22 protein-coding genes are annotated in these 26,155 nt (G+C 41.6%); 21 read left to right on the top strand and 1 reads right to left on the bottom strand.

Translation table 11 applies throughout. The features are described from left to right. Positions 1-127 precede the first annotated feature (127 nt). The 7 genes from H148_RS0103035 to H148_RS0103005 all read left to right on the top strand — a co-directional run bounded on the left by H148_RS0103035 (position 128) and on the right by H148_RS0103005 (position 8,173). On the top strand, positions 128-1,666 hold the full coding sequence (locus H148_RS0103035; protein WP_029033476.1) for a YifB family Mg chelatase-like AAA ATPase: 1,539 nt from the start codon (positions 128-130) through the stop codon (positions 1,664-1,666). 8 nt (positions 1,667-1,674) lie between these two features. Beyond that, positions 1,675-2,829 carry a DUF2891 domain-containing protein gene (locus tag H148_RS0103030; RefSeq protein ID WP_029033475.1) on the top strand — a complete coding sequence of 385 codons (1,155 nt, stop codon included), beginning with the start codon at positions 1,675-1,677 and terminating at the stop codon, positions 2,827-2,829. Then, positions 2,826-4,049 (top strand): Nramp family divalent metal transporter, encoded by a 1,224-nt coding sequence (locus H148_RS0103025; protein WP_029033474.1) that lies wholly within the window; start codon positions 2,826-2,828, stop codon positions 4,047-4,049. The genes H148_RS0103030 and H148_RS0103025 overlap by 4 nt, the downstream gene beginning before the upstream one ends. A gap of 2 nt (positions 4,050-4,051) precedes the next feature. Further along, the gene (gene pxpA / locus H148_RS0103020; protein ID WP_029033473.1) at positions 4,052-4,789 is read left to right on the top strand and encodes a 5-oxoprolinase subunit PxpA; all 738 of its coding nucleotides are present in this window, start codon (positions 4,052-4,054) and stop codon (positions 4,787-4,789) included. Continuing rightward, the gene (gene pxpB / locus H148_RS0103015; RefSeq protein ID WP_029033472.1) at positions 4,789-5,520 is read left to right on the top strand and encodes a 5-oxoprolinase subunit PxpB; all 732 of its coding nucleotides are present in this window, start codon (positions 4,789-4,791) and stop codon (positions 5,518-5,520) included. Before pxpA ends, pxpB begins: the two co-directional genes overlap by 1 nt. Beyond that, positions 5,501-6,370: a 5-oxoprolinase subunit C family protein gene (locus H148_RS0103010; protein ID WP_029033471.1), complete on the top strand. Its 870-nt coding sequence runs from the start codon at positions 5,501-5,503 to the stop codon at positions 6,368-6,370. The genes pxpB and H148_RS0103010 overlap by 20 nt, the downstream gene beginning before the upstream one ends. Positions 6,371-6,649: 279 nt before the next feature. After that, a complete protein-coding gene (locus tag H148_RS0103005) occupies positions 6,650-8,173 on the top strand; it encodes a bifunctional GNAT family N-acetyltransferase/carbon-nitrogen hydrolase family protein (RefSeq protein WP_029033470.1) in 1,524 nt (507 codons plus the stop codon). On the opposite strand, the gene H148_RS0103000 is transcribed toward H148_RS0103005, so the two are convergent. Then, positions 8,174-9,646, bottom strand: a complete 1,473-nt coding sequence (locus H148_RS0103000; RefSeq protein WP_245583379.1) for an aldehyde dehydrogenase family protein — start codon at positions 9,644-9,646, stop codon at positions 8,174-8,176. Between the two features lie 386 nt (positions 9,647-10,032). On the opposite strand from H148_RS0103000, the gene H148_RS0102995 reads away from it, so the two are divergent. The 14 genes from H148_RS0102995 (at position 10,033) to ilvA (ending at position 26,148) form a co-directional block, all read left to right on the top strand. Then, positions 10,033-10,680 (top strand): GNAT family N-acetyltransferase, encoded by a 648-nt coding sequence (locus tag H148_RS0102995; protein ID WP_029033468.1) that lies wholly within the window; start codon positions 10,033-10,035, stop codon positions 10,678-10,680. Then, positions 10,677-11,864, top strand: a complete 1,188-nt coding sequence (locus tag H148_RS0102990; protein ID WP_029033467.1) for an argininosuccinate synthase — start codon at positions 10,677-10,679, stop codon at positions 11,862-11,864. Before H148_RS0102995 ends, H148_RS0102990 begins: the two co-directional genes overlap by 4 nt. After that, positions 11,861-12,826 (top strand): N-acetyl-gamma-glutamyl-phosphate reductase, encoded by a 966-nt coding sequence (gene argC / locus H148_RS0102985; RefSeq protein WP_029033466.1) that lies wholly within the window; start codon positions 11,861-11,863, stop codon positions 12,824-12,826. The genes H148_RS0102990 and argC overlap by 4 nt, the downstream gene beginning before the upstream one ends. Before the next feature lie 46 nt (positions 12,827-12,872). Continuing rightward, positions 12,873-13,670 (top strand): pyrroline-5-carboxylate reductase, encoded by a 798-nt coding sequence (gene proC, locus H148_RS0102980; RefSeq protein ID WP_029033465.1) that lies wholly within the window; start codon positions 12,873-12,875, stop codon positions 13,668-13,670. Continuing rightward, a complete protein-coding gene (locus H148_RS0102975) occupies positions 13,667-14,806 on the top strand; it encodes an aspartate aminotransferase family protein (protein ID WP_029033464.1) in 1,140 nt (379 codons plus the stop codon). Before proC ends, H148_RS0102975 begins: the two co-directional genes overlap by 4 nt. Positions 14,807-14,857: 51 nt before the next feature. Next, positions 14,858-15,817: an N-acetylornithine carbamoyltransferase gene (locus H148_RS0102970; RefSeq protein WP_029033463.1), complete on the top strand. Its 960-nt coding sequence runs from the start codon at positions 14,858-14,860 to the stop codon at positions 15,815-15,817. Positions 15,818-15,935: 118 nt separating this feature from the next. After that, entirely contained in the window at positions 15,936-16,715 is a 780-nt protein-coding gene (gene argB / locus H148_RS0102965; RefSeq protein ID WP_029033462.1) for an acetylglutamate kinase, read from the top strand. Next, a complete protein-coding gene (locus H148_RS0102960; RefSeq protein ID WP_029033461.1) occupies positions 16,715-17,782 on the top strand; it encodes a M20 family metallo-hydrolase in 1,068 nt (355 codons plus the stop codon). Before argB ends, H148_RS0102960 begins: the two co-directional genes overlap by 1 nt. A gap of 152 nt (positions 17,783-17,934) precedes the next feature. Continuing rightward, entirely contained in the window at positions 17,935-19,215 is a 1,281-nt protein-coding gene (argH, locus tag H148_RS0102955) for an argininosuccinate lyase (protein WP_029033460.1), read from the top strand. A 238-nt stretch (positions 19,216-19,453) separates the two neighbouring features. Continuing rightward, entirely contained in the window at positions 19,454-21,127 is a 1,674-nt protein-coding gene (gene ilvD, locus H148_RS0102950) for a dihydroxy-acid dehydratase (RefSeq protein ID WP_029033459.1), read from the top strand. Positions 21,128-21,138: 11 nt separating this feature from the next. Then, positions 21,139-22,872: a biosynthetic-type acetolactate synthase large subunit gene (gene ilvB, locus H148_RS0102945; protein WP_029033458.1), complete on the top strand. Its 1,734-nt coding sequence runs from the start codon at positions 21,139-21,141 to the stop codon at positions 22,870-22,872. Then, positions 22,872-23,411, top strand: coding sequence for an acetolactate synthase small subunit (ilvN, locus tag H148_RS0102940; protein WP_029033457.1), 540 nt, complete (start codon positions 22,872-22,874; stop codon positions 23,409-23,411). Before ilvB ends, ilvN begins: the two co-directional genes overlap by 1 nt. After that, positions 23,408-24,877: a ketol-acid reductoisomerase gene (gene ilvC / locus H148_RS0102935; protein ID WP_029033456.1), complete on the top strand. Its 1,470-nt coding sequence runs from the start codon at positions 23,408-23,410 to the stop codon at positions 24,875-24,877. Before ilvN ends, ilvC begins: the two co-directional genes overlap by 4 nt. Next, a complete protein-coding gene (ilvA, locus tag H148_RS0102930; protein ID WP_029033455.1) occupies positions 24,877-26,148 on the top strand; it encodes a threonine ammonia-lyase IlvA in 1,272 nt (423 codons plus the stop codon). Before ilvC ends, ilvA begins: the two co-directional genes overlap by 1 nt. The last annotated feature ends 7 nt before the right edge of the window (positions 26,149-26,155 follow it).

The following is a 26,155-nucleotide window of genomic DNA, read 5'->3' as shown; positions in this document are numbered from 1 at the left end:
TTTATAGTACCTTAAAAATGGCATTTTTGAAAGGCCTTGTTTTTTAATATTCACAAAGTCTTGTTTATTAAAATGCGTTCAGGTCCTAACCCAAAATTTTTACTACATTTAAAAAAAGAATTCTTTAATGCTGGTAAAAGTTTACGGAAGTGCAGTTTTTGGCGTGGAAGCCACCACCATAACAGTGGAAGTAAACGTAGACACCGGCATTGGGTATCACCTTGTAGGTCTTCCCGATATTGCAGTAAAGGAAAGCAGCTTCAGGATTGCTGCTGCTCTTAAAAATGTAGGATATAATCTCCCCGGAAAAAAGATCACAGTCAATATGGCTCCGGCCGATCTTCGGAAAGAAGGTTCGGCTTATGATCTCACTTTTGCCATGGGGATTCTCATGGCTTCGGGACAGATAAAAGCTACAGACATCAGCGAATACATTATTATGGGAGAGCTTTCCCTTGACGGAAGTCTGCAGCCTATTAAAGGTGCACTCCCTATAGCCATTAAGGCGAAAGAAGAAGGCTTTAAAGGTTTTATTCTTCCGAAGCAGAACGTAAAGGAAGCGGCAATAGTGAGTGATCTCGAGGTTTACGGAATTGAAAATATAGACGAGATAATTCGTTTTTTTGACAAGGGAGAACGTTTGGAGAGAACAATAATTGACACCCGTAAGGAATTTTATCAGGAGCTGGAACATCCCGAGCATGATTTTGCCGATGTAAAAGGGCAGGAATCTATTAAACGTTGTATGGAGATCGCTGCCGCAGGGGGCCATAATATTATTCTCATTGGTCCTCCCGGTGCAGGAAAGACTATGCTTGCCAAACGACTTCCCAGCATTTTACCACCTATGACCTTACGGGAAGCTTTGGAAACTACTAAGATCCACAGCGTTGTGGGGCGGGTAAAAGAAAATGTAGGATTAATGGCTCATAGGCCTTTCAGGAGTCCTCATCATACGATTAGCGATGTAGCTCTTGTTGGTGGCGGGGCTTATCCGCAACCGGGGGAAATTTCCTTGTCTCACAACGGGGTACTGTTTCTGGATGAACTTCCGGAATTTAAACGCAGCGTTTTGGAAGTAATGAGGCAACCTCTGGAAGATAGGGAGGTTACCATTTCAAGAGCAAAATTCACAGTGACTTACCCTTCCAGTTTTATGCTGGTGGCCAGTATGAATCCCAGCCCCAGTGGGTTCTTTAATGATCCAGGTTCTCCCGCCACATCTTCCCCGGCAGAGATGCACCGGTACATGAGCAAGATTAGCGGACCCTTACTGGACAGGATCGATATTCATATTGAAGTAACTCCGGTCCCTTTTGAGAAATTGAGTGAAGACAGGAGAGGGGAAAGCAGTGTGGAAATAAGAAAAAGAGTGACAGCCGCAAGGCAAAAACAAACTGATAGGTTTGAAAACAATGATAAGGTACACTACAATGCGCAAATGAGCGTAAAGCAAATAAGGGAGCATTGCGCTCTTGATCCGGATTCAATGAACCTGCTAAAGGTGGCAATGGAACGACTAAATTTATCTGCAAGGGCTTACGACCGCATTCTTAAAGTTTCCCGAACCATTGCAGATCTTGAAGATTCAGATAAAATAAAAGGTACTCATATTAGTGAGGCTATACAATACCGCAGCCTTGACAGGGAAGGTTGGCTAGGATAATTAGAATTATGAAAAAAACTATGTTATTTATCGCCTCAATGGTGATTTTAGGTTGTAAAGGAAACGATGAATCACAGGCTGAGGAAGGGGTCTCCCGGGATACCACGCTTGTAGATGAAGCAGTAGCTATGCTGGAACCAACAAAATCTGTGGCCTTGACTGTGGAGGAAGCCAATAGATTGGCTCAATTACCTTTGGATTGTATCAATGTAGAGTATCCTAATAAACTAAACCAAACTTTAGCCGGGGCTGGAGACATTGGGGAGCCCCAAGAACTGCATCCTGCCTTTTATGGTTGTTTTGACTGGCATTCTTCTGTACATGCTCATTGGACTCTTGTAAATCTCCTGAAGAAGTTTCCGGAAATGGAAAAAGCTGAGGAAATTCGGGAGAGACTGGAATCCTCTCTGACCGCCGAAAATATTCAGAAAGAAGTACAATACTTTAGTCGTGAACAGGAAAGTAATTTTGAACGCACTTATGGGTGGGCATGGGTTTTAAAACTAGCTGAGGAACTTGAAACCTGGGAAGAGGAGCCGCTCGGAAATGAATTAAGTCAAAATCTGCAACCACTTACCGATCTTATGGTGCAGAAGTTTAAAGAGTTTCTACCAAAGCTAAATTATCCTATAAGAGTGGGCGAGCATACAAATACAGCTTTTGCTTTGGCTCTTGCTCACGACTATGCTGTTACTGCCGGCAAGGAGGAATTGCGAGTGATGATAGAGAAACGAGCAAAAGATTACTATTTGAATGATGATGATTGTCCAATTGAATGGGAGCCCAGCGGATTCGATTTTCTGTCACCCTGCCTCGCTGAAGTCGATGTCATGCGAAAGGTTCTGCCAAAGCAGACTTTCCTGCTTTGGATGAAAGATTTTCTACCACAGCTCCGCAACCAGGATTTCCTGATGGAAGTTGCAGAAGTTACCGACAGGACCGATGGTAAGCTCGTTCACCTCGACGGACTGAATTTTAGCAGGGCATGGGTTTTCTACGGTCTCGCAAATCAATATCCGGAAGAATATGGACATCTGCGTGCGCTGGCAAATGATCATGTTGCGCAGTCCTTTCCAAATCTTGTGGGAGACAGTTATGAGGGTGGCCACTGGCTTGGCTCTTTTGCACTTTATGCCATTGAGGAGAGTAACAGGGAGCTTTGATAGAATGGTTTAAAAATCTGGGGCCGGGGGTTTTGGTCTCAGCAGCTTTTATAGGACCCGGTACCGTCACTGTTTGCACACTGGCCGGGGTAGAGTTCGGTTTTTCTTTACTGTGGGCTTTGCTGCTATCCATTATTGCCTGTGTTATCCTGCAGGAAATGGCAGCAAGAGTAGGTATCGTTACTCAAAAAGGCCTCAGTGAAGTAATAAGAGAAGAAATTAAAAATCCTCTTTTCCGCAGCCTTTCCATTTTACTCATTTTTGCGGCAATTGTCATAGGGAATGCCGCTTACGAAGCTGGAAATATTTCTGGAGCAGTTCTGGGAATATCGGCGGTTATTCCAGTGCAGGAAATTACCCTGGGGGTTTTTACTGTCAATATTTGGAGCGTCATAATTGGTACAATAGCTTTTGTGCTTTTAGCTATTGGTAACTATAAGATCCTGGAAAGGGTTTTTATTGGGCTGGTAGCGATTATGAGTATTTCTTTTATAATTACAGCTATAATAACCAGACCTGATATTTCTAAACTTCTTCAGGGATTATTTATTCCTAGGAATGGAGGCGCCGGAATTCTTACGGTCATGGCATTAATAGGCACCACTGTCGTGCCGTATAACCTCTTCCTGCATGCCTCGCTGGTAAGTGAAAAGTGGAAAGACAAAAATTCCCTGGGAACAGCTCAAAAAGAGCTTTTTTGGAGTATTGGTCTTGGCGGAATTGTTTCTCTGGCAATTGTGGTAACCGCAGCGGCTTCCGGGGTAGTTAATGTGAATACGGCTGCCGATCTTGCCGTAGGGCTTGAACCGGTCTTTGGAAGTTACGCCACCTGGTTCATAGCTTTAGGGCTCTTTTCTGCAGGAATTACTTCGTCAATAACGGCGCCGTTGGCAGCGGCTTATGTGGTTAGCGGTTGTATGGGATGGAAAAAAAGTTTAACTTCAGGTAGGTTCAAAATGGTTTGGGCTGGTATTCTGGTGCTGGGAGTGATTTTTTCTTCTATGGGCCTACAGCCGGTGGAGATTATTAAGTTTGCACAGGTAGCCAATGGAATATTACTTCCCGTAATTGCAATTTTTCTGCTTTGGGTGGTAAACAGGCGGGCTTTAATGGGGAGTGCTAAAAATTCTGTAAAACGGAATATTTTGGGCTTTATAATCATAACCATCACCATATTTCTTGGTGCCAAATCAATCTTTACGGTATTTGAAAGTCTATAGCTATGAAAAAAATACATATAAATTGCGATCTGGGAGAAGGAGGGGAGCATGACGAAGAACTTATGCCGCTTATTTCAGCTTGTAATATCGCCTGTGGTGGCCATGCAGGCACTTTGGAGACCATGCAACAGACTGTGGATCTCGCAATGGAACATGACGTTGAAATAGGGGCACATCCTTCATACCCCGATAAAGAAAACTTCGGAAGGGTCTCTGTTCCCATGGAAACCGAAGAGCTGAAACGATATTTGGTAGCCCAGATCCTGAGTCTTAAGCAAATCGCAGAAGCTGAAGGAGCTATTCTTACTCATGTAAAACCTCATGGAGCCCTTTACAATGACGCCTATACAAATAGTAATATTGCTAAAGTGATTATTGATGCCATTCTGGAATTTGGGAATGACCTGGTGCTTTACGCAGCCGAAGGTTCTGTATTAAGCCGGTTGGCACAAGATAAACTACCGGTACGATTTGAAGCCTTTGCCGATAGAAATTATAATCCCGATGGCAGCCTTCAAAATCGTACAAATTCAGGTGCCCTTCTTACTCAAAAAGAGCAGGTGCTGGAACATGTTTTTTCTATGGTTTCTGAAGGAAAGATTACCACTCAAAAAGGGCAAAAAATTGACAGTCTGGCCACCACTTTTTGCCTTCATAGTGACACCCCCAATTCCGTGGAAATTCTTAAATATCTGCACCAAAAATTACCTTCCATAAATATCGATATTTACAGAGGTTAATGGCGAAATTTCCGAAAATAAAAAGGATGGGGGAGCGGGCAATTCTGCTCGAGTTTGAACCTGAAATCTCTTTAGAAATTCTCGAAAAGGTACTAAGTCTAAAAAAATATCTCCAGGAGAATAGTCTTAAAGAAACTGTTGATATAACGACTACATATAATTTATTATTAGTTAGTTATGAATATGCTATAGAAGATGCTTATAGTGAGGTTTTTAACCTTTGGGAGGATTTTTCAAGGACGAATATAAGCTTTAAAATTGAAAGCAGGTTATTCCAGGTTCCTGTATGTTATGATGAAAATTTCGCCCTTGATATGGTAGAAATATCGGCAGCCAAAGACCTGTCAAAAAAGGAAATAATCGGGCTGCATTCTTCAGAAATTTATACCGTTTATTTTACCGGATTTTTACCCGGATTTTTATACCTGGGTGGTCTGCCCCAACTTCTTCATTTTCCCCGTAAAATTCATCCCCGGCAAACCGTCCAAAAAGGCGCGGTTGGAATAGGTGAAAAACAAACCGGAATATATCCTCAATCCAGTCCCGGAGGATGGAATATTATCGGAAATTCCCCGGTGCCTCTTTTTGATCCTGAAAAAAATCCACCTTGTGAAATTAGACCGGGAGACAGAATAAAATTTTGTCCTGTGAGTTTAGAAGAGCACAGGGAAATAACGGAAGAAGTCAGAAAAGGTGATTTCAATTTTAATTTTGAAGAAGAAAATGGCTGAAGTAGAGATAATTCAGCCTGGATTGTTCAGCAGTATTCAGGATCTGGGGAGATACGGCTATCGGGAATTTGGTGTCCCGACAGGCGGTGCTATGGACACCCAGGCTGCGGGAATGGCGAATCTTCTGCTGGGGAATGAGTCGGAAGCCGCTGTGCTCGAGATCACTTTGCAGGGGCCTAAAATGAGATTTTTAGATCCTGCTCAAATTGTCATTACAGGCGCAAATCTCTCTCCCAAGCTGGAGGGAAAGGAACTTGAGAACAACAAGATAATCAATGTTGAAGCCGGAGAGATCCTTAGCGTTGGAAGAAGAAAATCCGGCTATAGAGCTTATCTGGCGGTCAAAGGAGGGCTGCAATCAAAAATTATACTTGGGAGCAGGAGCTGGAGTCCCGGGATCACACCGCACAACCGACTTGAAAGAGGTATGAAATTGCCTTTTTTGAGAAGTGAGTCAGAAAGTAGTTCAAAATATTCGGCAGTAAAGTCTGATGACTATATAACTTCAGCAGTTATAGAAGCTTTCCCCGGACCGGAATTTGAATTGCTGTTAACTTCAGAAAAAGAGATGCTTTCAAAAAGGCATTTTTCGGCAGCAAAGGAAAGTAATCGTATGGGAATTCAATGTCAGGAGAAACTGGAGAATTCGCTTCAGCCTATTTTGACAGGTCCTGTGCTTCCGGGAACAGTGCAATTGACCCCTTCAGGAACCTTAATTATATTAATGAGGGATGGTCAAACTACAGGTGGTTATCCCCGGATCGTTCAGTTAAGTGAGACAGGAATTAATACGCTGGCACAAAAAATACCGGGACAAAAACTTCAGATAAAGGTTATTAACTATAAGTAAATCAATTATTTAAAGAAGGTGTCATTACCTGGAGCTGTTTTACTACCCTACATCTTAAAGCAGCCGGAAATGACACCGTTCTTTAGTGGAATAAAGTCTTATAAATTTAAACAAACTGAGATCAAGTTATGATGCTTGAAGGGAAAAAATACCGTTTTGCAGTAAGATTAATCCTAATACCGTTAAAGGAACTAAGTAATTGAAAGCTAAAGTACTTCTCCTGCTGCTTAATATTTTCAAAGCAGCCGGGAAAGGAATACCTTTGTAAAAAAATTGTAAGTGATAGATTCTGCCAAAATTGAATTAAGAAACCTTAGTGTTAAGGATTATAAGGAGCTAAAGATCTCCATGATTGAGAGTTATGATGCCATGCCTAATGAGTACTGGAGCGAACGTGAGATCAAAAATCTTATAAAGAAATTTCCCGACGGGCAATTCTGTATCGTGATCAATGAGAAGATCGCAGGATGTGCCCTTTCAATTATTGTTGACTATCATAAGTTTGAGGATAATCACACGTATGAACAAATAACCGGAGGTGAAAATTTCTCTACTCACACCAAGGTGGGAGATGTGCTGTACGGAATAGACGTGTTCATTCACCCTGAATTTCGTGGAATGCGTTTGGGACGTCGTTTATACGAAGCAAGAAAGGAACTTTGCGAGCAATTAAATCTAAAATCTATTGTTTTTGGAGGGAGAATTCCCAACTATGCCGAATATGCCGAAGAACTCACTCCCAAACAATATATCGAAAAGGTTAAGGTCAAGGAGATCCATGATCCAGTGCTTTCTTTTCAGCTTTCCAACGATTTTCACGTCAAAAAAGTTATCAAGGGTTATTTGCCCGGCGATTATGAGAGCAAGGAATTCGCCACACTTATGGAGTGGAATAATATTTACTACACCAAACCCGACAAGCTCATCAATACAGCGAAGACAGTAGTTAGACTTGGACTTGTGCAGTGGCAAATGAGGTTATTCAAGGACTTTGAAGCTCTGGTTTCTCAAATTGAATTCTTTGTGGACGCGGTGAGCGATTATCAAAGTGATTTCATCCTTTTTCCGGAATTATTCAATGCCCCTTTAATGGCTGAGTACAACCATCTCAATGAAGCTGAAGCCATTCGGTCGCTGGCTTCATATACAGATAAGCTGCTGGAAACATTCGTTGATTTTGCTATCACTTATAACATAAATATTATTACCGGTAGCATGCCACAAATCATTGGGGAGCACATGTACAATGTGGGATACCTGTGCCGCCGCGACGGAAGTTATGAACGTTATGAAAAACTCCATATCACTCCGGCCGAAGGTTCTGCCTGGGGTATGAAAGGTGGAAGTCAGTTAAAAACCATGGATACCGACTGCGGTAAGATTGGGGTGTTGATTTGTTACGATGTGGAATTTCCTGAACTTGGAAGATTGCTGGCAGAGCAGGGGATGAATATTCTTTTCGTGCCCTTTATGACAGATACTCAAAATGGTTATTCCCGGGTGCGTCTTTGCGCTATGAGTCGGGCAATCGAGAATGAATGTTATGTGGCCATTGCGGGCTCTGTAGGTAATTTGCCAAAGGTGAATAATATGGATATTCAATATGCACAGAGCGCGGTATTTACACCTTCAGATTTTTCGTTTCCTGTGAATGGAATAAAAGCTGAAGCGACACCGAATACTGAAAGTACGCTGCTTGTAGATGTAGATCTCGACCTGCTTAAGGAGTTGCATAACTTCGGAAGCGTACGAAACCTGAAGGATCGTAGAAAAGATTTATACTCCCTGAAGCTGAAAAAGTAACTACAGCCTTTTCATTATTTTTCTTATAAGCGGGAGCTTTCCCGCATAGGGAGCATATCTAAGCGGGATATCTATCCAGGTAGCCCGTTTGCTTATGCTCTTTTTGTGCGTAAAGGTGTCGAAGGAAAATTTGCCATGATAACCGCCATAACCGCTGCTGCCTACACCACCAAACGGGAGGTTTTTATTCGCAATATGCACCACAACATCATTAGAAGCGCCCCCTCCAAAACGGTATTTTTTAAGGATCTTTTCTGAAAAATTTGAATCTTCAGCAAAAACGTAAAGCGCAAGAGGATCTGGATAATGACCAATGATCTTGTACATTTCGGCCTCATCGGAATAGGTGAGGACCGGCAGGATAGGACCAAAGATTTCGTCCTGCATTACTTCGGAGTCTAAGGAAGGCTCATTTAGAAGAGTAGGAGCAATATAATTATCTTCCGCTGAAGTTTCACCTCCTGCGATTATTGTTTGTCCCTCCAGCATCTTTTGAAGCCTTTCAAAATTCTTTTTGTTGATGATTCGCGCATAATCGGGAGACTTTTGGACGTCTTCTCCGAAAGCAGCTTTAATTTCCTTTTTTACGGCCTCTGTGAATTCGGTTTTTTTCTTTTCATCGATGAGGATATAATCCGGGGAGATGCAGGTTTGTCCGGCGTTGATGAATTTCCCCCAAACAATTCTTTTAGCTGCCAAATCAATTTTAGCTGATTGGTGGATCACACACGGATTTTTTCCACCTAGCTCAAGTGTCGACGGAGTGAGATTGGGTGCTATAGCCTTTGCTACGATCCTACCCACTGGCACACTTCCGGTGAAGAAAACGTAATCCCATTTTTGCTCCAGCAGTTCCTGTGAGGCTTCAACACCGCCTAAAATCACTGCAGCCTGTTCTTCCGGAAAAACTTCAGCGAAAATTTCTTTAGTAAGCTGAGAAGTGGCTGGGGCATACTCACTCGGTTTTATTACTACCGTGTTTCCCGCAGCTAGTGCACCAATGGCAGGTGAGATACTCAGCTGGAAAGGATAATTCCAGGGCGCCAGTACCAGCACGTTTCCGTATGGCTGGGAATAGATATAATCTGAAGAAGGGAAGTTCAGGAAAGTACTCTTTACCTTTTTTGGTTTCGCCCACTTCTTTAGGTTTTTGACAATGAATTTAAGTTCACTTAGAATCAGGGCAGTCTCTGTCGCATAAGTTTCGAATTCAGGTTTCTTAAAATCAGCAAAAAGCGCAGCAGAGATTTCTTGTTCTTTAGCTTCAATAAGCTTCTTCAGCTTTTTGAGCTTTGCTATTCTCTCAGGCACATCCAGGGTTTTACCTGCCTCAAAAAAGGCTATTTGTGAGCTTATTATTTTTTGAATATCAACTTCATAATTAATTTCAATTTCTTCGGCCATGGTTTTTCTTTCTATATGTAAATTATATCCGAACAATTTACGACAATGTTGTTCGTCTAAAGACAACATTTAATTAAGTCCTGAAGGAAATCAGGATTTTAATCTTAAATATTGTCTGAAATTATTTTGTGGTTTAAAAAATAAATATACTTTTACTATATGAATTCGAACAGTGAAATAATAATAAGGCCCTTGTTGCGCCGCCGGATGTAATTTATCCGCGATTGCAACTTTCTCTCTTTGTCTTATTTATTTTACTTTTTATTTTGAATCATTTTTTTCCACATATTTTTTTTCTCACAGATTTCAGGATTTTTTCTGAAAAACCAATTAGGCGCAACCGCCGTCCGCGTCGCACGTTTGTGCGTGCTTAATTTCATGGAACTTAGGTGAGTCCGGTTCTTCTCTCGACAACATTTTAAACCCTTTTTTTAACCTTTAATTCCTTTTAGCACATGAAAATTGTCATTGCTAATTTATCTCACGCAAAATACGCACAGGTAATTTGTGATACCATTGAAGAATCTGCCAAAAATCGTGGTACAGGTATCGCTCGGCGTACTCCGGAATATATCCTGACCAAAATGCAAAATGGCAACGCGGTTGTGGCATTCGAAGGAGATCAATTCGCCGGCTTTTGCTATATAGAAGTCTGGGGCCATGAAAAGTTTGTGGCCAATTCCGGACTCATAGTCCATCCCGACTTCAGAAATCGTGGCCTGGCGAAGGATATCAAAAAAGCTGTTTTTGAACTCTCGAGAAAAAAATATCCAAATGCCAAGATCTTTGGGATCACTACGGGGCTAGCGGTTATGAAGATCAACTATGAGTTAGGTTATCAACCGGTGACCTTTAGTGAGCTCACAGATGATGAAAGTTTTTGGAAAGGCTGTCAAACCTGTAAAAATTATGATATCCTTACCCGCACCGAGCGCAAAATGTGCCTGTGCACCGGGATGCTTTATGATCCTGTGAAGAAAGAGAAACCAAAAGAAAAATCCAGACTTAACGACAAGGCTTTTACCCGATTAAAAAGCATAAAGCAAACGCTGTTCTTTAAAAAAGAAAAAGCAGCTCAAATCATTGAAAATAAATTAAAATGAAAAAATTAGTATTAGCATACAGTGGGGGGCTTGACACCTCTTATTGCGCAAAATATTTATCAAAAGAAGAAAACTTTGAAGTTCACGCAGTAAGTGTAAATACCGGCGGATTCACTGCGGAAGAAATAAGCCGCATAGGACATACTGCCAAAACCATTGGTGCGGCCACCTATACAAATCTTGATGCGGTTTCTCCTTTTTACCAGAAGGTGGTGAAATATCTCATTTTTGGAAATGTATTAAAGAACAATACCTATCCGCTTTCAGTAAGTGCAGAGCGAATTATTCAGGCCATAGAAATTGTGAATTATGCTCAAAAAATAGGTGCAGGTTATATTGCTCATGGCAGTACGGGAGCCGGGAATGATCAGGTGCGGTTCGATATGATCTTTCAGATCCTCGCGCCTGAGATCGAGATCATCACTCCAATTCGTGATAAGAAACTCACCCGGCAGGAGGAAATTGATTATTTACAGGCGAATGGAGTAGATATGAACTGGGAAAAGGCAAAGTATTCAGTCAACAAAGGATTGTGGGGAACCAGCGTAGGCGGTGCGGAAACCCTGACTTCAGAACAACCTTTACCTGAAAACGCTTTTCCTTCGCAACTTCAGGAAAAGGAACCTTCTAAGTTAAGGCTCTCTTTTAGTAAAGGAGAACTTTCAGCAGTAAACGGAGAAGAAAATACACCCGAAAAAAACATTGAAAAGCTGGAAGAACTGGCTTCAGCTTACGCCATTGGAAGAGATGTTCATGTGGGCGATACAATTATTGGTATCAAAGGTAGAGTTGGTTTTGAAGCGGCTGCGGCTTTGATCACCATAAAGGCGCATCATCTTCTGGAAAAGCATACGTTGAGTAAATGGCAATTGCAGCATAAAGAAAACGTCGCTAACTGGTACGGCATGCACCTTCACGAAGGCCAGTACCTGGATCCTGTAATGCGGGATTTTGAAGCATTTTTACAAAATTCTCAGGCGCAGGTGACAGGGGAGGTGTACATGAGTCTTCAGCCATACAGATTCACCCTGGATGGAATTTCTTCGCCCTTTGACCTTATGAACAGCGGCTTCGGAAAATACGGAGAAGAAAACAATGCCTGGACAGCTCAGGATGCCAAAGGCTTTATAAAGATTCTTAGCAATGCAGGAAAGATCTATAACCAGGTAAAACAACAGCAATGATCAAAGCAGGAATTATAGGCGGAGCCGGCTATACTGCCGGAGAATTGATCAGAATTCTGATAAATCATCCTGAGGTTGAACTGAATTTCATCTACAGCACTTCAAGTTCCGGGAAACCTGTACATACGGTCCATCAGGATCTGATAGGTGAAACAGGAATTCTTTTCAGTAATGAAATCAATACTGAAGCCGATGTAGTTTTTCTTTGTCTGGGCCATGGGAACTCAAAACAGTTTCTGAGTGACAATAAGTTTTCCAAACAAACTAGAATCGTCGATCTCAGTACAGATTTCAGAAATTCCGATGCTTCTCACGACTTCATTTACGGACTTCCGGAATTGAACAGGAAGAGTATTGACAGTGCAAAGAAAATTGCAAATCCCGGGTGTTTCGCTACTGCAATAAATCTGGCGCTATTACCTTTAGCGTATGCCGGGGCATTAAAGGAAGATGTGCATGTAAATGCCGTTACCGGGGCTACCGGGGCAGGAACTTCGCTTTCAGCCTCTACTCATTTCGCGTGGCGGGATAATAATTTTTCAAGTTATAAAGTTTTTGAGCATCAACATTTGGCCGAAATCGGACAAAGTGTAAAGCAGCTTCAGGAGGATTTTGAGAAGGATATTAACTTTATTCCTAATCGGGGAAATTTTTCCCGTGGCATTCATTGTACAGCTTATACTAATTTTGAAGGAGAACTGGAAGACGCCATTGGAATGTATAAAAGATTTTATGCCACCGCAGCTTTTACCCACGTTGTAGATGAAGAACTGCATTTAAAGCAGGTGGTGAACACTAACAAGTGCCTTGTGCGGCTTCAGAAGTTTGGAAGTAAATTACTTGTCACAAGTGTAATAGATAATCTATTAAAAGGAGCATCGGGGCAGGCGGTCCAGAATATGAATTTAATGTTTGGATTTGAAGAAAGCCTGGGCCTTAAACTGAAAGCTAATTATTTCTAATCAGGCCTCCGGTATTTAAAACCGGGAGGTCTCAAAAACATTCGATATGAAGATTGCAATTATTGGAGCGGGGAATCTGGGAATTTCCATTGCCAAAGGACTCATAGGAAGCAACGCATATACTACGCTATACCTCAGCAAAAGAAAGACCGAAGATATTGAGAACTTTGGGAATTACCAGAAAGTGACGATTACAAAAAATAATCGTGAAGCAGTCCAAAACTCTGATATTCTCATCTTTGCCGTGCAGCCTAACCAATTAGAAGGAGTACTCACGGAAATAAAAGAAGACCTCACCGATAAACATGTGATTATTTCTACGGTCACCGGAGTAAGTATTTCCAGGATCGAAGATTTGGTGGGAAATCACTTTATAATCCGGGCTATGCCCAATACCGCTATTGCAGTTAAAAAATCTATGACCTGCCTGTGCAGTAACGAAAAAGGGCAGAAGTGGCTAACGGTTGCAGAAGCTATTTTCAACAGGATGGGAACCAGCATGATCATTCCCGAAAATAAAATGCAGGCCGCAACAGTGATCTGTGCCAGTGGGATAGCTTTTTGGATGCGATTGATAAGGGCCACTACCCAAAGTGCGGTTCAACTCGGTTTTGATGCAAAAGAGGCCCAGCAGCTTTCCTTGCAAACCTGCCTTGGCGCGGCAAGTTTGTTGATAGAATCGGGTAAACATCCCGAAGAGGAAATTGACAAGGTAACTACTCCTATGGGTTGTACCATTGAAGGTCTTAATGAAATGGAACATCACGGCCTCAGCTCTTCTCTCATCAGGGGAATGCAGGCTTCATTTAAAAAGATTAATAACATTTCTAACACAGCATCATGAATTTATTTGACGTTTATCCGCTTTACGATATCACTCCGGTAAAAGGTGAAGGATGCTATGTTTTTGATGCTGAGGGCAAAAAATATCTGGATCTCTACGGGGGGCATGCAGTGATCTCCATTGGACATTCTCACCCAGTTTATGTAAAAGCGATAAAGGAGCAGGTTGAAAAACTCGGATTTTACTCCAATTCCATAAAGAATCCGCTGCAGGACGAACTTGCAGGAAAGCTGCTGCAGGCTTCAGGTATTAAAGATTACAAGTTGTTTCTCTGTAACTCGGGTGCAGAAGCCAACGAAAATGCTTTGAAACTTGCCTCGTTTCACACCGGAAAAAGCAGGGTGATCTACTTTAATAATGCCTTCCACGGAAGAACTTCAGGAGCTGTTGCAGTGACAGACAATGAAGGTATAAAAGCCCCTTTCAATAAAACACATCTAACCACCTGCCTTTCTTTTGAAGACGCTGAAGGTTTGGAAAATGAACTTGCTAAAGGAGACGTTGCGGCTGTTATTTTGGAGGTGATACAGGGAGTGGGCGGCCTGGATGAAGCTTCTACGGAATTTTATCGGGAAATTGACCGGCTTTCTAAAAAAAATGGTGCCATTCTAATTGCAGATGAAGTGCAGTCCGGTTATGGAAGGACAGGCGAATTCTTTGCCTTCCAAAAACATCAAATTTCCCCTGATATTATTTCCGTGGCTAAAGGAATGGGTAACGGATTTCCAATTGGCGGGATCCTTATTTCTCCTGAAATTGAGGCGAAACACGGGCTGCTGGGAACTACTTTTGGTGGGAATCACCTGGCTTGTGCAGCGGGGATTGCGGTACTGGATGTCCTAAAAAATGAAAACTTAACCGAAAATGCTTCAGCTCTTTATGATTATGTAAAAGAAAGAGCTGCTGAAATTCCGCAGATAAAAAATATAAAGGGTAGAGGATTAATGCTGGGGCTGGAATTCGACTTTGAAGTTGCCGGACTTCGGAAAGATCTTTTATTTAAGCATCAAATATTCACCGGGGCAGCATCCAATAAAAAGTTGTTGAGAATTCTGCCGCCGCTTAGTATCCAAAAAAGGCATTTTGAAGCCTTCTTTTTGGCATTAAAATTAGAACTTAATAATAAAAGTAAGTAAGGCCTCACAGGTTTCTAAAACCTGTGAGGTCTTTACAACATATTTTAAATAATGAAGAATTATATCAATTTATCAGATATAGAAGATTTACAACAAACCATAGCTGAAGCACTTCAGCTTAAAAAAGAAAATACCGCAGCAAGCTTAGGGAAGGGAAAAACTCTGGGGATGCTCTTTTTTAATCCCAGCCTGCGCACCCGGCTTAGTACCGAAAAAGCTGCAAAACTCTTGGGAATGGAGGTGATGGTTATGAATGCAGATAAAGATGGCTGGGCACTGGAATTCGAAGACGGTGCAGTAATGAACTCAAATAAAGCAGAGCATATCAAAGAAGCTGCTGCAGTTTTATCCCAGTATTGTGACATTGTAGCTGTCCGTGCTTTTCCAGGTCTTGAAAACAGGGAGCAAGATGAAGAAGATAAAGTGATCAACAGCTTTAAAAAATATGCAACTGTGCCTGTAGTGAACCTGGAAAGCGCCACCGGGCATCCCTTGCAGGCTTTGACAGATGCCTTGACGATCACAGAACTTCAAAAGACGAAAAAACCGAAGGTTGTGCTCACCTGGGCCCCGCACCCGCGGGCATTGCCTCAAAGTGTACCCAATTCTTTTGTAGAAGTTATGCAGCGGATGGATGTAGAGCTGGTAATTACAAATCCGCCGGGTTATGATCTAAATCCTGCGGTAAGAAAAGACACTTCGGTGGTACACGATCAGGACGAGGCATTAAAAGATGCCGATTTTGTTTACGTAAAAAACTGGAGCAGCTATGAAGATTACGGAAAGATCTTAAGTGAGGATAAATCCTGGACCTTTAGCGAAGAAAAACTGCAGCTGACAAATGATGCAAAGGTGATGCATTGTCTCCCTGTAAGACGGAATGTGGTCATTGATGATGCAATTTTGGATAGTCCTAATTCTGTGGTAATACAACAAGCGGGAAACAGAACCTATGCTGCCCAGGTGGTTTTAAAAAGGCTGTTGTCCGCCCGTCCCCCAAAAGGGGAGTAATTTTGCACATCTTCTCATAAAAAGGGTAAGGATTAAATCAATCACTTAATTATGAGAGCCAACTTCCCAGGGCAAGGGATTTAAAGTAATTAAAATGTCTTTGAAATCCATTTTAAAAATGAAGAAACAAAATCTTACCATCGTAAAAATAGGAGGAAAGCTTATTGAAAATGAAGAGCGACTAACCGCCTTTCTGCAGGACTTTTCTGCTTTGGAAGGACCAAAGATCCTTATTCACGGCGGCGGGAATATGGCTACGGAAATTGCTTCCAAACTCGGATTCCCCACCCAGATGGTAGATGGCCGCAGAATTACAGATGCCGATTCCTTAAAAGTAATTGTGATGACCTATGGCGGACTTATTAATAAAACTATTGTGGCCAAATTACAGGCATTCGAAACAAATGCGGTTGGCTTGTGCGGGGCAGATGGGAAAAGTATAATTTCGAAAAAGCGGCCGGTGAAGGAGATCGATTATGGGTTTGTAGGAGATATTGAAACCGTTAATTCAGACTTCATTAGTTCTTTGCTGGAACAGAAAATAGTCCCAGTTTTTTCAGCAATCTCGGCCACCCGTAAGGGGCAGCTTTTGAATACGAACGGAGATTCTGTCGCTGCTGAAGTGGCCAAAGCTATGAGTAGTTTTTATACCACTGAATTATATTACTGTTTTGAAAAAAAGGGAGTATTGGAAAATCCGCTGGATGAAGATTCAGTAATTTCTGAAATTGATGGAGTTAAATACCGACAACTTTTAGAAAATAAAATTATAAGTGAAGGCATGCTGCCAAAGCTACATAACTGCTTTGAAGCTTTGAAGCACGGGGTGAATGAAATTTATTTGGGAGATGCCCATATTTTAAAAGCAGGAAGTTCCTGCACAAAAATTATAAAATAATGGATTTATCAGGTTTACAGGAAGAAGCATTGGAACTTCTTAAAAAATTGATCTCTACCCAGTCTTTTTCGGGAGAGGAAGATGGGACTGCCACCTTGCTGGAGCAGTGGTTTGAGGCTCATAATATTCCCTGTAAGCGTCACCTGAATAATGTGTGGGCAGTTAATAAACACTTCGACGAATCGAAGCCGATGCTATTGCTCAATTCCCATCACGACACCGTTAAACCTAATTCGGCTTATACAAGAGATCCTTATGATCCGGAGGTAATTGAAGGAAAATTGTATGGACTGGGTTCTAATGATGCAGGCGGTTGTTTAGTTTCTCTGCTGGCTACTTTTACTTATTTCTATGAAGCCGAAAGTCTATCACACAACCTTATATTTGCCGGTACAGCAGAAGAAGAGACGAATGGAAAGAACGGGATTGCCTGCCTTTTACCTTTATTGCCAAAAATAGATATAGCTATCGTGGGAGAGCCTACCCTGATGAACCTGGCAGTGGCTGAAAAAGGGCTGGTTGTTTTCGATGCTGTAGTAAAAGGTACGCCATCACATGCTGCACATCCTAACAATGATAATGCTATCTACAAGACAGCCAAGACTCTGGAATGGTTTGAAAAATACAATTTTGAAAGAATATCTGATGTTCTCGGAGAAGTAAAACTAACTGTAACACAAATTAAAGCAGGAAGTCAGCATAATGTCGTACCGGGGCAGGTAGAACTGGTAGTAGATGTTAGGGTGAATGACCGGTATAGCAATACTGAGATCTTCGAAATTTTACAAAAAGATGCTCCGGTAGACGAAATAAAGCCCCGCTCTTTAAGACTTAACTCTTCCTCCATTCCTTTAGATCATCCTTTGGTAACAGCCGGTACTTCTATTGGAATGTCAACTTATGGTTCTCCGACGTTAAGTGACCAGGCGATGCTGAATTGTCCTTCCCTGAAGTTAGGTCCGGGAGACTCTACGAGGTCGCATTCGGCAGATGAATTTATTTTTGTGAAGGAAATAGAAGAGGGAATAGAGAAGTATATAAAGTTGCTGGAAAAGGCATTGGTTTAAACGTGAAAATATATATTATGGCTTTCTGAAAAATTATATTTCCGTCAACCTGAACTTGTTTCAGGTTCTGTTTATTTCTGTTATTAGATAAAAAGATTCTGAAATAAATTCAGCTTGACGATAAAATGAATTTGAAATAAAACATTAAAATAATGAAACTCTGGGATAAAGGTATTTCGATAGACAAGAAGATAGAAAAATTCACTGTAGGGAATGACAGGGAGCTGGATATGTTTCTGGCCAAATATGACCTGCAGGCTTCGGCGGCACATGCAAAAATGCTGGGAAAGGTGGGTTTAATTCAGGAAGATGAAGTTAAAGAATTACTGATAGAGCTTCAGAATCTTCAGCAGCAGGTGAGCGACGGAACTTTTGTAATTGAAGAAGACTTTGAGGATGTTCATTCCAAAATTGAATTTGCACTAACCAAAAAGCTGGGAGAGGCAGGGAAAAAGATCCATACCGCCCGCTCGAGGAATGATCAGGTGTTGGTTGCGTTGCACCTTTACTTTAAGGAAAATCTGCAGGAGATCATCCTTAAAGTTAATGAGTTAATTGATGTGCTTTTAAATCTTGCAGAGGAGCATAAGAACAGTCTTCTGCCTGGATATACTCATTTGCAGGTGGCTATGCCTTCCTCTTTCGGATTATGGTTTTCAGCTTATGCAGAAATTTTGATTGATGACCTGTACCAGTTGAAGGCAGCTTTCAAGGTGGTAGACCAGAATCCGCTTGGATCGGCTGCCGGCTATGGCTCCTCGTTTCCCATAGACAGGGATTTCACCACTAGGGAATTAGGTTTTTCAACCATGAAGTACAATGTGGTCGCAGCCCAAATGAGTCGGGGGAAAGGTGAGAGGGTTGTGACTTCAGCAATAGCTTCAGTAGCCAATACTTTATCCCGTTTTGCAATGGACATCTGTCTTTATATGAGCCAGAATTTCTCTTTTATAAGTTTTCCGGAGGCACTTACAACCGGCTCCAGCATCATGCCTCATAAAAAGAACCCTGATGTTTTTGAACTGGTAAGAGGTAAAGGCAATAAGCTTCAGGCTATAGCGGGGGAGATGGTTTTGGTGACCAATAATCTTCCAAGTGGGTATCATCGGGATTTCCAGGTGATTAAGGAAAACAGCATTAATTCCGTAGAAGGTATTAAGGAGATCCTGGACATTTTCACTCACTCTATTTCTCAGGTCATTATTTCTGAAGTAAATCTACAGGACGAAAAATATAAATACCTGTTTACGGTAGATAGTATTAATGATATTGTGATGGAAGGAAGATCATTTAGAGAGGCTTATCAGATCATTGGAGAAAAGGTTCAGAATGGAACTTATAAACCGGTCGGCAACAAACAGCATTCTCATGCAGGCAGTAAAGACAATCTTTGTTTGGAGGAGATCAGGGAAAAGAAAAATTTAGCGGAATAAGCGATTCACATACTTACCTCTCAAAAAGCCGTTTTTTTAACGGCTTTTTTTATGCCCTGTTTTTACAAATGCAGGCTGCATTAAAATTTTAGCTATCGTAATCATTAGGGGTGTATTCTATTGAAATTCAGTTATTTAACTACTTATTTTTGCTTCTGAAGATAATTTAAAACCTTCTTCCTTCAGCTTGTGCAATTTATATGAAGGTAATTTTAAATAAAAATGACCAATTCCCGGAATGAATAATAAATACAGTAAGGTTTTAACACAAAGCGAATCACAACCGGCCTCACAGGCCATGTTACATGCAATAGGACTTACAAAAGAGGATTTTAAAAAGCCTTTTGTAGGTATAGCAAGCACAGGATACGAAGGTAATCCCTGCAATATGCACCTCAACGATCTTGCAGCCCTGGTAAAAAAGGGCTGTAATGAAAATGATCTTGTAGGCCTCATTTTTAATACCATAGGCGTGAGCGATGGTATTTCTATGGGGACTCCGGGAATGCGTTATTCCCTGCCCTCACGGGATATAATTGCCGATTCTGTGGAAACGGTAATTCATGCAATGTCTTACGATGCCCTTATTACAGTGGTGGGATGTGATAAGAATATGCCCGGGGCATTAATGGCGATGTTGAGGATCAACCGGCCGGCTATTTTGGTTTATGGGGGTACAATTGCCTCAGGATGTCATAATGGGAAGAAACTGGATGTAGTTTCGGTTTTTGAAGCCTGGGGGTCTAAAGTTTCAGGAGACATAAGTGATGAAGATTACAACAGTGTAATAGAAAAAGCCTGTCCGGGAGCGGGAGCCTGTGGCGGGATGTACACAGCAAATACAATGGCTTCGGCTATTGAAGCTTTGGGAATGGCATTGTTATACAATTCCTCGAATCCTGCAGTCGGACAGGAAAAGAGGGCAGATTGTGAAGAAGCGGGGAAAGCTATTCGTCTTCTCGTGGAAAAGGATATTAAGCCAAAAGACATTGTCAATAAAAAAGCTTTGGAAAATGCAGTGAGACTTATAACAGTACTTGGTGGTTCTACAAATGCGGTACTACATTTCCTTGCAATTGCAAAAGCAGCTGAAGTAGATTTCACGCTTACAGATTTTGAAAAGATAAGTGAGAGTACTCCCTTCCTGGCAGATCTCAAGCCTAGCGGCAGGTATGCCATGGAAGATGTGCATAGCATTGGAGGGATCCCTGCAGTGTTAAAATATATGCTGAACAACGGCATGCTCCACGGGGATTGCCTTACCGTTACCGGTAAAACCTTAGCTGAAAATCTCGCCAATGTGCCCGATTTAACTGAAGGTCAGGAAGTATTAAAGGGTATTGAAAATCCCATAAAGAAGTCAGGACATATAAGAATCTTATACGGGAATTTAGCTGAAGGTGGATCGGTGGCCAAAATTACCGGGAAAGAAGGCTTATTGTTTAAAGGAAAAGCCCGTGTATTTAATAGTGAATATGATGCGAATGATGGAATTTCCGAAGGAAAGGTCAAAAAAGGAGATGTTGTGGTTATTAGGTATGAAGGACCTCAGGGAGGACCGGGAATGCCGGAAATGTTGAAACCAACAGCGGCTATAATGGGGGCAAATTTAGGAAAGGATGTGGCTTTAATTACAGACGGAAGATTTTCCGGAGGGACTCATGGATTTGTAGTTGGTCACATTACCCCGGAAGCCCAGGCAGGAGGATTAATTGCTTTGATCGAAGATGGAGATGAAATTTCCATTGACGCTGTCAAAAATATAATTTCTGTGGATTTAAGTCCGGAGAAAATTCAGGAAAGAAGAAATAAATGGAAAGCACCCGACCTGAAATTCAGCAAAGGAGTGCTCTATAAATATGCGAGAACTGTTTCTTCAGCCTCACAAGGTTGTGTTACAGATGAATTTTAAGATGAAGAGTTATGGAAGTGAAAACAGCTGGTTTTAAAAAAGTTTCCTCTAAGGAAACGGTAAAGGTTTCGGGAGCAGAGGCAGTGATTAAATGCTTGATAGCAGAGGGAGTAGAAACCATGTATGGCTATCCCGGAGGGGCTATAATGCCTGTGTACGATGAAATTTATAAATATCAGGATAGGATTCAACATGTGCTCACCAGGCATGAACAGGGAGCAGCACATGCAGCTCAGGGATATGCGAGGGTTACCGGAAAAGTTGGAGTGGCTATTGCAACATCGGGACCGGGGGCGACAAATCTCATTACGGGAATTGCCGATGCTCATATTGATTCCACTCCTATGGTGTGTATTACGGGGCAGGTAGGATCACATCTTCTTGGCAGCGACGCCTTTCAGGAGATAGATATTGTTGGCCTTTCTACACCCATAACAAAATGGAACTACCAGATTACCAAAGCTTCTGAAATTCCTGAAGTTTTTGCCAGGGCATTTTTCATTGCTCGCAGTGGAAGGCCCGGTCCTGTCCTCATTGATATCACCAAAGATGCACAGTTTGACAGCCTGGAATTTAGCTATAAAGAATGTACGGCAATAAGAAGTTACAATCCGGTACCGGAAGTAAATTTACTACAGGTGGAAAGAGCTGCAGAAGCCATTAACAATGCGAAAAAACCCTTGATTGTTTTTGGGCAGGGTGTAATTCTTGGCGGTGCAGAAAAACTTCTAAAAGAGGTAATAGAGAAAGCAGGAATACCTGCAGCCTGGACAATTTTAGGCCTTTCTGCCCTGGAAACAGATCATCCTCTAAATGTTGGTATGGTGGGAATGCATGGTAATTATGCACCAAATTTTTTTACCAATGAATGTGATGTTCTCGTTGCGATTGGGATGCGTTTTGACGACCGGGTAACGGGAAATTTACAGACGTATGCCAAACAGGCAAAAATCATACATTTTGAAATTGATCCCGCTGAGGTTAATAAAAATGTACATGCAGATATACCTGTTTTAGGAGATGTGAAGGAAACTCTTAAACTGCTTTTGGAATTTATTCAGCCAAACCAGCATGAAAACTGGCACAATAAATTTCAGGAACTCTATGCTATTGAGTACGAGAAAATAATTAAAAATGACCTTACCGCCAAAAGTGGAGAAGTAAAAATGGCTGAAGTGCTCGATGAGATCAATACGTTTTCTCATGGCGATGCTATAATTGTTTCAGATGTGGGGCAACATCAAATGGTGTCCTGCAGGTACGCAAAATTTAATTCCACCAGGAGTAACGTAACATCTGGAGGACTTGGAACCATGGGTTTTGCATTACCGGCAGCAATAGGCGCAAAAATGGGAAGTCCAAACAGGGAAGTGGTGGCCGTCATAGGCGACGGGGGATTCCAGATGACCCTGCAGGAATTAGGTACCATTTTTCAAATGAAAATACCTGTGAAGATAGTAGTCCTTAACAACAGCTTTCTTGGAATGGTAAGGCAGTGGCAGCAGATGTTCTTTGAGAGACGATATGCTTCTACAGAAATGGTGAATCCCGATTTTATTACAATTGCAAATGGTTATCATATCCAAACAAAAAAAGTGAAAGAACGGTCCCAGCTCAAGGAAGCAGTTAAGGAAATGATGGAATCAAAAGATGCCTATTTTCTTGAAGTAGTTGTAGAACAGGAAGAGTGTGTTTTCCCCATGATACCAACGGGAGCATCAGTTTCAGATATACGTTTAGAATGATGGAAAAGAGAAATTATACAGTATCTGTTTATACGGAAAATAACCTGGGCCTGCTAAGCAGAATAGCGGCGATTTTCCTGAAGAGGCATATTAATATTGAAAGTATTACAGCCTCGCAAAGTGAGGTTAATGAAGTAATGCGTTTTATTATAATCGTAGAAGTAACCGAAGAACAGGTGAAAAAGATTGTTGGGCAGATAGAAAAGCAGATAGAAGTGATCAAAGCTTTTTATCACAAGGATGATGAGCTAATCTATCAGGAAACTGCTCTTTATAAAGTGAGATCTTCAGATTTTGTTCAGGATTTTGACATTCAGAGTTTCATAAAGAAAACAAATGCCCGAATAGTAACCGTTTCTCCGCAGTTTTTTGTAATAGAGAAAACAGGAGAACGGCATGAAACCGAAAGTCTTTATGAGAAATTAAAGCCTTATGGTCTAATGCAGTTTGTAAGATCGGGGACGATTGCAGTTTCAAAGAATGAAATGCCGATATCAGAAATATTAGAAAAATTTAATACATCAAATACAATAGAATGAGTAACTACTTTAACAGCCTTTCCAGAGGAGAACAACTAGCTCAGCTTCAAACCTGTAGGTTCATGTCCAACGAAGAATTTAATGAAGGCGCGGCGGCTCTGCAAGGTAAGAAGATAGTAATAGTAGGATGTGGGGCCCAAGGATTAAATCAGGGACTTAACATGAGAGACAGCGGCCTGGATATTTCATATGCACTGCGAGAAGGAGCAATCAAGGAAAAAAGACAGTCTTACAAAAATGCTACAGAAAATGAATTTGCCGTAGGAACCTATCATGAATTAATTCCTGAAGCCGATCTCGTTATCAACCTTACACCAGATAAACAGCATTCTTCTGTTATAGAATCGATTCAGCCTTTGATCAAAAGAAATGCAGTGCTTTCATATTCCCATGGATTCAACATTGTGGAAGAAGGCATGAAGATACGAGAAGACATTACCGTAATCATGGTAGCTCCAAAATGTCCCGGAAGTGAAGTTCGGGAGGAATACAAGCGCGGATTTGGAGTACCAACCTTAATTGCTGTCCATCCCGAAAATGACCCTCACGGGATTGGTCTGGAATGGGCGAAGGCCTATGCCTATGCCACCGGAGGACACCGGGCCGGGGTTCTGGAATCTTCTTTTGTAGCCGAAGTAAAATCCGATCTTATGGGAGAACAAACCATTCTTTGCGGAGTGCTTCAAACCGGATCTATTCTTAGCTTCAATAAAATGGTTGCTGAAGGGGTAGAACCGGCCTATGCTGCCAAACTCATTCAGTATGGGTGGGAAACTATTACTGAAGCCCTTAAACATGGTGGTATCACACAGATGATGGACCGGCTTTCAGATCCTGCAAAAGTGCGGGCTTTTGAGATTTCAGAAGAACTCAAAGAAACCATGCGGCCACTTTTCAGGAAACATATGGACGATATTATTACAGGAGCCTTTAGTACCAGAATGATGAAAGACTGGGAGAATGATGATAAAGAACTGTTGGAATGGCGAGCAGCTACAGAGAATACTGCTTTTGAAAGGACAGAAGCCACTTCAGAAAAAATCAGCGAGCAGGAGTATTTTGATAAAGGTGTGTTGCTGGTGGCTTTAGTAAAGTCTGGAGTGGAACTTGCTTTTGAAACCATGGTAGAAGCCGGAATTATTGAAGAATCGGCTTATTATGAGTCCCTTCATGAAGCTCCGCTTATTGCCAATACTATTGCAAGGAAGAAATTATATGAGATGAACAGGATCATTTCAGATACAGCTGAATACGGATGTTACCTTTTTGACCATTCCTGCAAACCACTTATCAAAGATTACATAAATGGACTAGAGCCTGAAGTTATTGGCCGGGAATATAGCAATGGAAAACCCGATGAGAACAAGATTGCTGGGATCAATAATTCAATTAGGAAACATTCTGTAGAAAAAGTTGGATCCAAATTGAGAAAAGCGATGACCGCTATGAAAAAACTGGAAGTATAATGGATGAGTTAGCTGCTGCTAAAATATATCGGCCTCAACTGGAAGCTGTAAGGGACGCTAAAAAAAGGATCTCAAAAGTGACACTTTTGACACCTTTGGCCCCCTCATTTACCTACAGCAGGAAATTTAAGGCAAACGTTTCCCTTAAAAGAGAAGACCTTCAACAGGTGAGGTCTTATAAAATTCGTGGTGCGTATAATAAAATTTCCAGTTTACCCAAAGCTCAACTTGAAAAGGGAGTTATTTGTGCCAGTGCAGGGAATCATGCCCAGGGAGTCGCTTTTGCCTGTAATAATATGCAAACAAAAGGAGTTATTTATATGCCTGTAACAACTCCGCGACAAAAGGTAGAGCAAACTCAGATGTTTGGCGGGGAATGGGTGGAGGTCGTTTTGAAAGGGGACACTTTTGACGATTCTTATAAGGAGGCTGTTACTCACGGACGGGAAAAATCCCTGGTCTTTATACATCCTTTTGACGACGAAAAAGTTATAGAAGGCCAGGCCACAATTGCTCTTGAGATTCTTGAACAGGCAACTGCTCCAATAGATTTTGTTTTCGCTCCCCTGGGTGGTGGCGGACTTTTAGCCGGATTATCTTCTGTATTTAAACAACTATCACCACAAACCAAAGTAATTGGGGTAGAGCCTGAAGGTGCTGCTTCCATGACTTCTTCTCTGCGGGAAGGTCAGGTTGTGGAATTGGATTTTATTGAACGTTTTGTGGACGGAGCTGCTGTTCAAAAAGTGGGATCTAAAAACTTTAATCTTTGCCGGGAGAACCTGCACCAAATGGTGACCGTGCCCGAAGGAAAGATCTGCCAGACAATCCTTGATCTTTATAACCAAGATGCAATAGTAGCAGAACCGGCAGGTGCCATGGCACTTTCGGCCCTTGATTTTTTTGCTGAAGAAATCGAAGGAAAGAATGTGGTTTGCATTCTAAGTGGTGGTAATAACGACATTACCAGAACAGCCGAAATTAAAGAGAGAGCTCTATTGTATTCGGGACTTAAGCATTATTTTATTGTGCGTTTCCCCCAAAGAGCAGGGGCATTGAAGGAATTTGTAGAAGCTGTTTTAGGAAAAGATGACGATATTACGCATTTTGAATACTCTAAGAAACATCATCGGGCAAATGGGCCGGCTGTAGTAGGGATAGAACTAAAAGATAAGGCAGATTTCGATCCATTAGTGCAGCGAATGAAAGACTACAATTTTTACGGACAGTATCTCAACAACAATCCCGATCTCTTTCAGTTTTTGATATAAATAAAAG

This window comes from Salinimicrobium terrae DSM 17865 (assembly GCF_000424665.1).
In the GTDB taxonomy this organism is placed as follows: domain Bacteria; phylum Bacteroidota; class Bacteroidia; order Flavobacteriales; family Flavobacteriaceae; genus Salinimicrobium; species Salinimicrobium terrae.
This window is presented reverse-complemented; position numbering and strand designations above follow the sequence as displayed.

Coding starts and splice junctions, on each gene's coding strand:
- H148_RS0103035 (WP_029033476.1), top strand. CDS start 128: ATGCTGGTAAAAGTTTACGGAAGTGCAGTTTTTGGCGTGGAAGCCACC.
- H148_RS0103030 (WP_029033475.1), top strand. CDS start 1,675: ATGAAAAAAACTATGTTATTTATCGCCTCAATGGTGATTTTAGGTTGT.
- pxpA (WP_029033473.1), top strand. CDS start 4,052: ATGAAAAAAATACATATAAATTGCGATCTGGGAGAAGGAGGGGAGCAT.
- pxpB (WP_029033472.1), top strand. CDS start 4,789: ATGGCGAAATTTCCGAAAATAAAAAGGATGGGGGAGCGGGCAATTCTG.
- H148_RS0103000 (WP_245583379.1), bottom strand. CDS start 9,646: ATGTTGTCTTTAGACGAACAACATTGTCGTAAATTGTTCGGATATAAT.
- H148_RS0102995 (WP_029033468.1), top strand. CDS start 10,033: ATGAAAATTGTCATTGCTAATTTATCTCACGCAAAATACGCACAGGTA.
- H148_RS0102990 (WP_029033467.1), top strand. CDS start 10,677: ATGAAAAAATTAGTATTAGCATACAGTGGGGGGCTTGACACCTCTTAT.
- argC (WP_029033466.1), top strand. CDS start 11,861: ATGATCAAAGCAGGAATTATAGGCGGAGCCGGCTATACTGCCGGAGAA.
- proC (WP_029033465.1), top strand. CDS start 12,873: ATGAAGATTGCAATTATTGGAGCGGGGAATCTGGGAATTTCCATTGCC.
- H148_RS0102975 (WP_029033464.1), top strand. CDS start 13,667: ATGAATTTATTTGACGTTTATCCGCTTTACGATATCACTCCGGTAAAA.
- H148_RS0102970 (WP_029033463.1), top strand. CDS start 14,858: ATGAAGAATTATATCAATTTATCAGATATAGAAGATTTACAACAAACC.
- argB (WP_029033462.1), top strand. CDS start 15,936: ATGAAGAAACAAAATCTTACCATCGTAAAAATAGGAGGAAAGCTTATT.
- H148_RS0102960 (WP_029033461.1), top strand. CDS start 16,715: ATGGATTTATCAGGTTTACAGGAAGAAGCATTGGAACTTCTTAAAAAA.
- argH (WP_029033460.1), top strand. CDS start 17,935: ATGAAACTCTGGGATAAAGGTATTTCGATAGACAAGAAGATAGAAAAA.
- ilvD (WP_029033459.1), top strand. CDS start 19,454: ATGAATAATAAATACAGTAAGGTTTTAACACAAAGCGAATCACAACCG.
- ilvB (WP_029033458.1), top strand. CDS start 21,139: ATGGAAGTGAAAACAGCTGGTTTTAAAAAAGTTTCCTCTAAGGAAACG.
- ilvN (WP_029033457.1), top strand. CDS start 22,872: ATGGAAAAGAGAAATTATACAGTATCTGTTTATACGGAAAATAACCTG.
- ilvC (WP_029033456.1), top strand. CDS start 23,408: ATGAGTAACTACTTTAACAGCCTTTCCAGAGGAGAACAACTAGCTCAG.
- ilvA (WP_029033455.1), top strand. CDS start 24,877: ATGGATGAGTTAGCTGCTGCTAAAATATATCGGCCTCAACTGGAAGCT.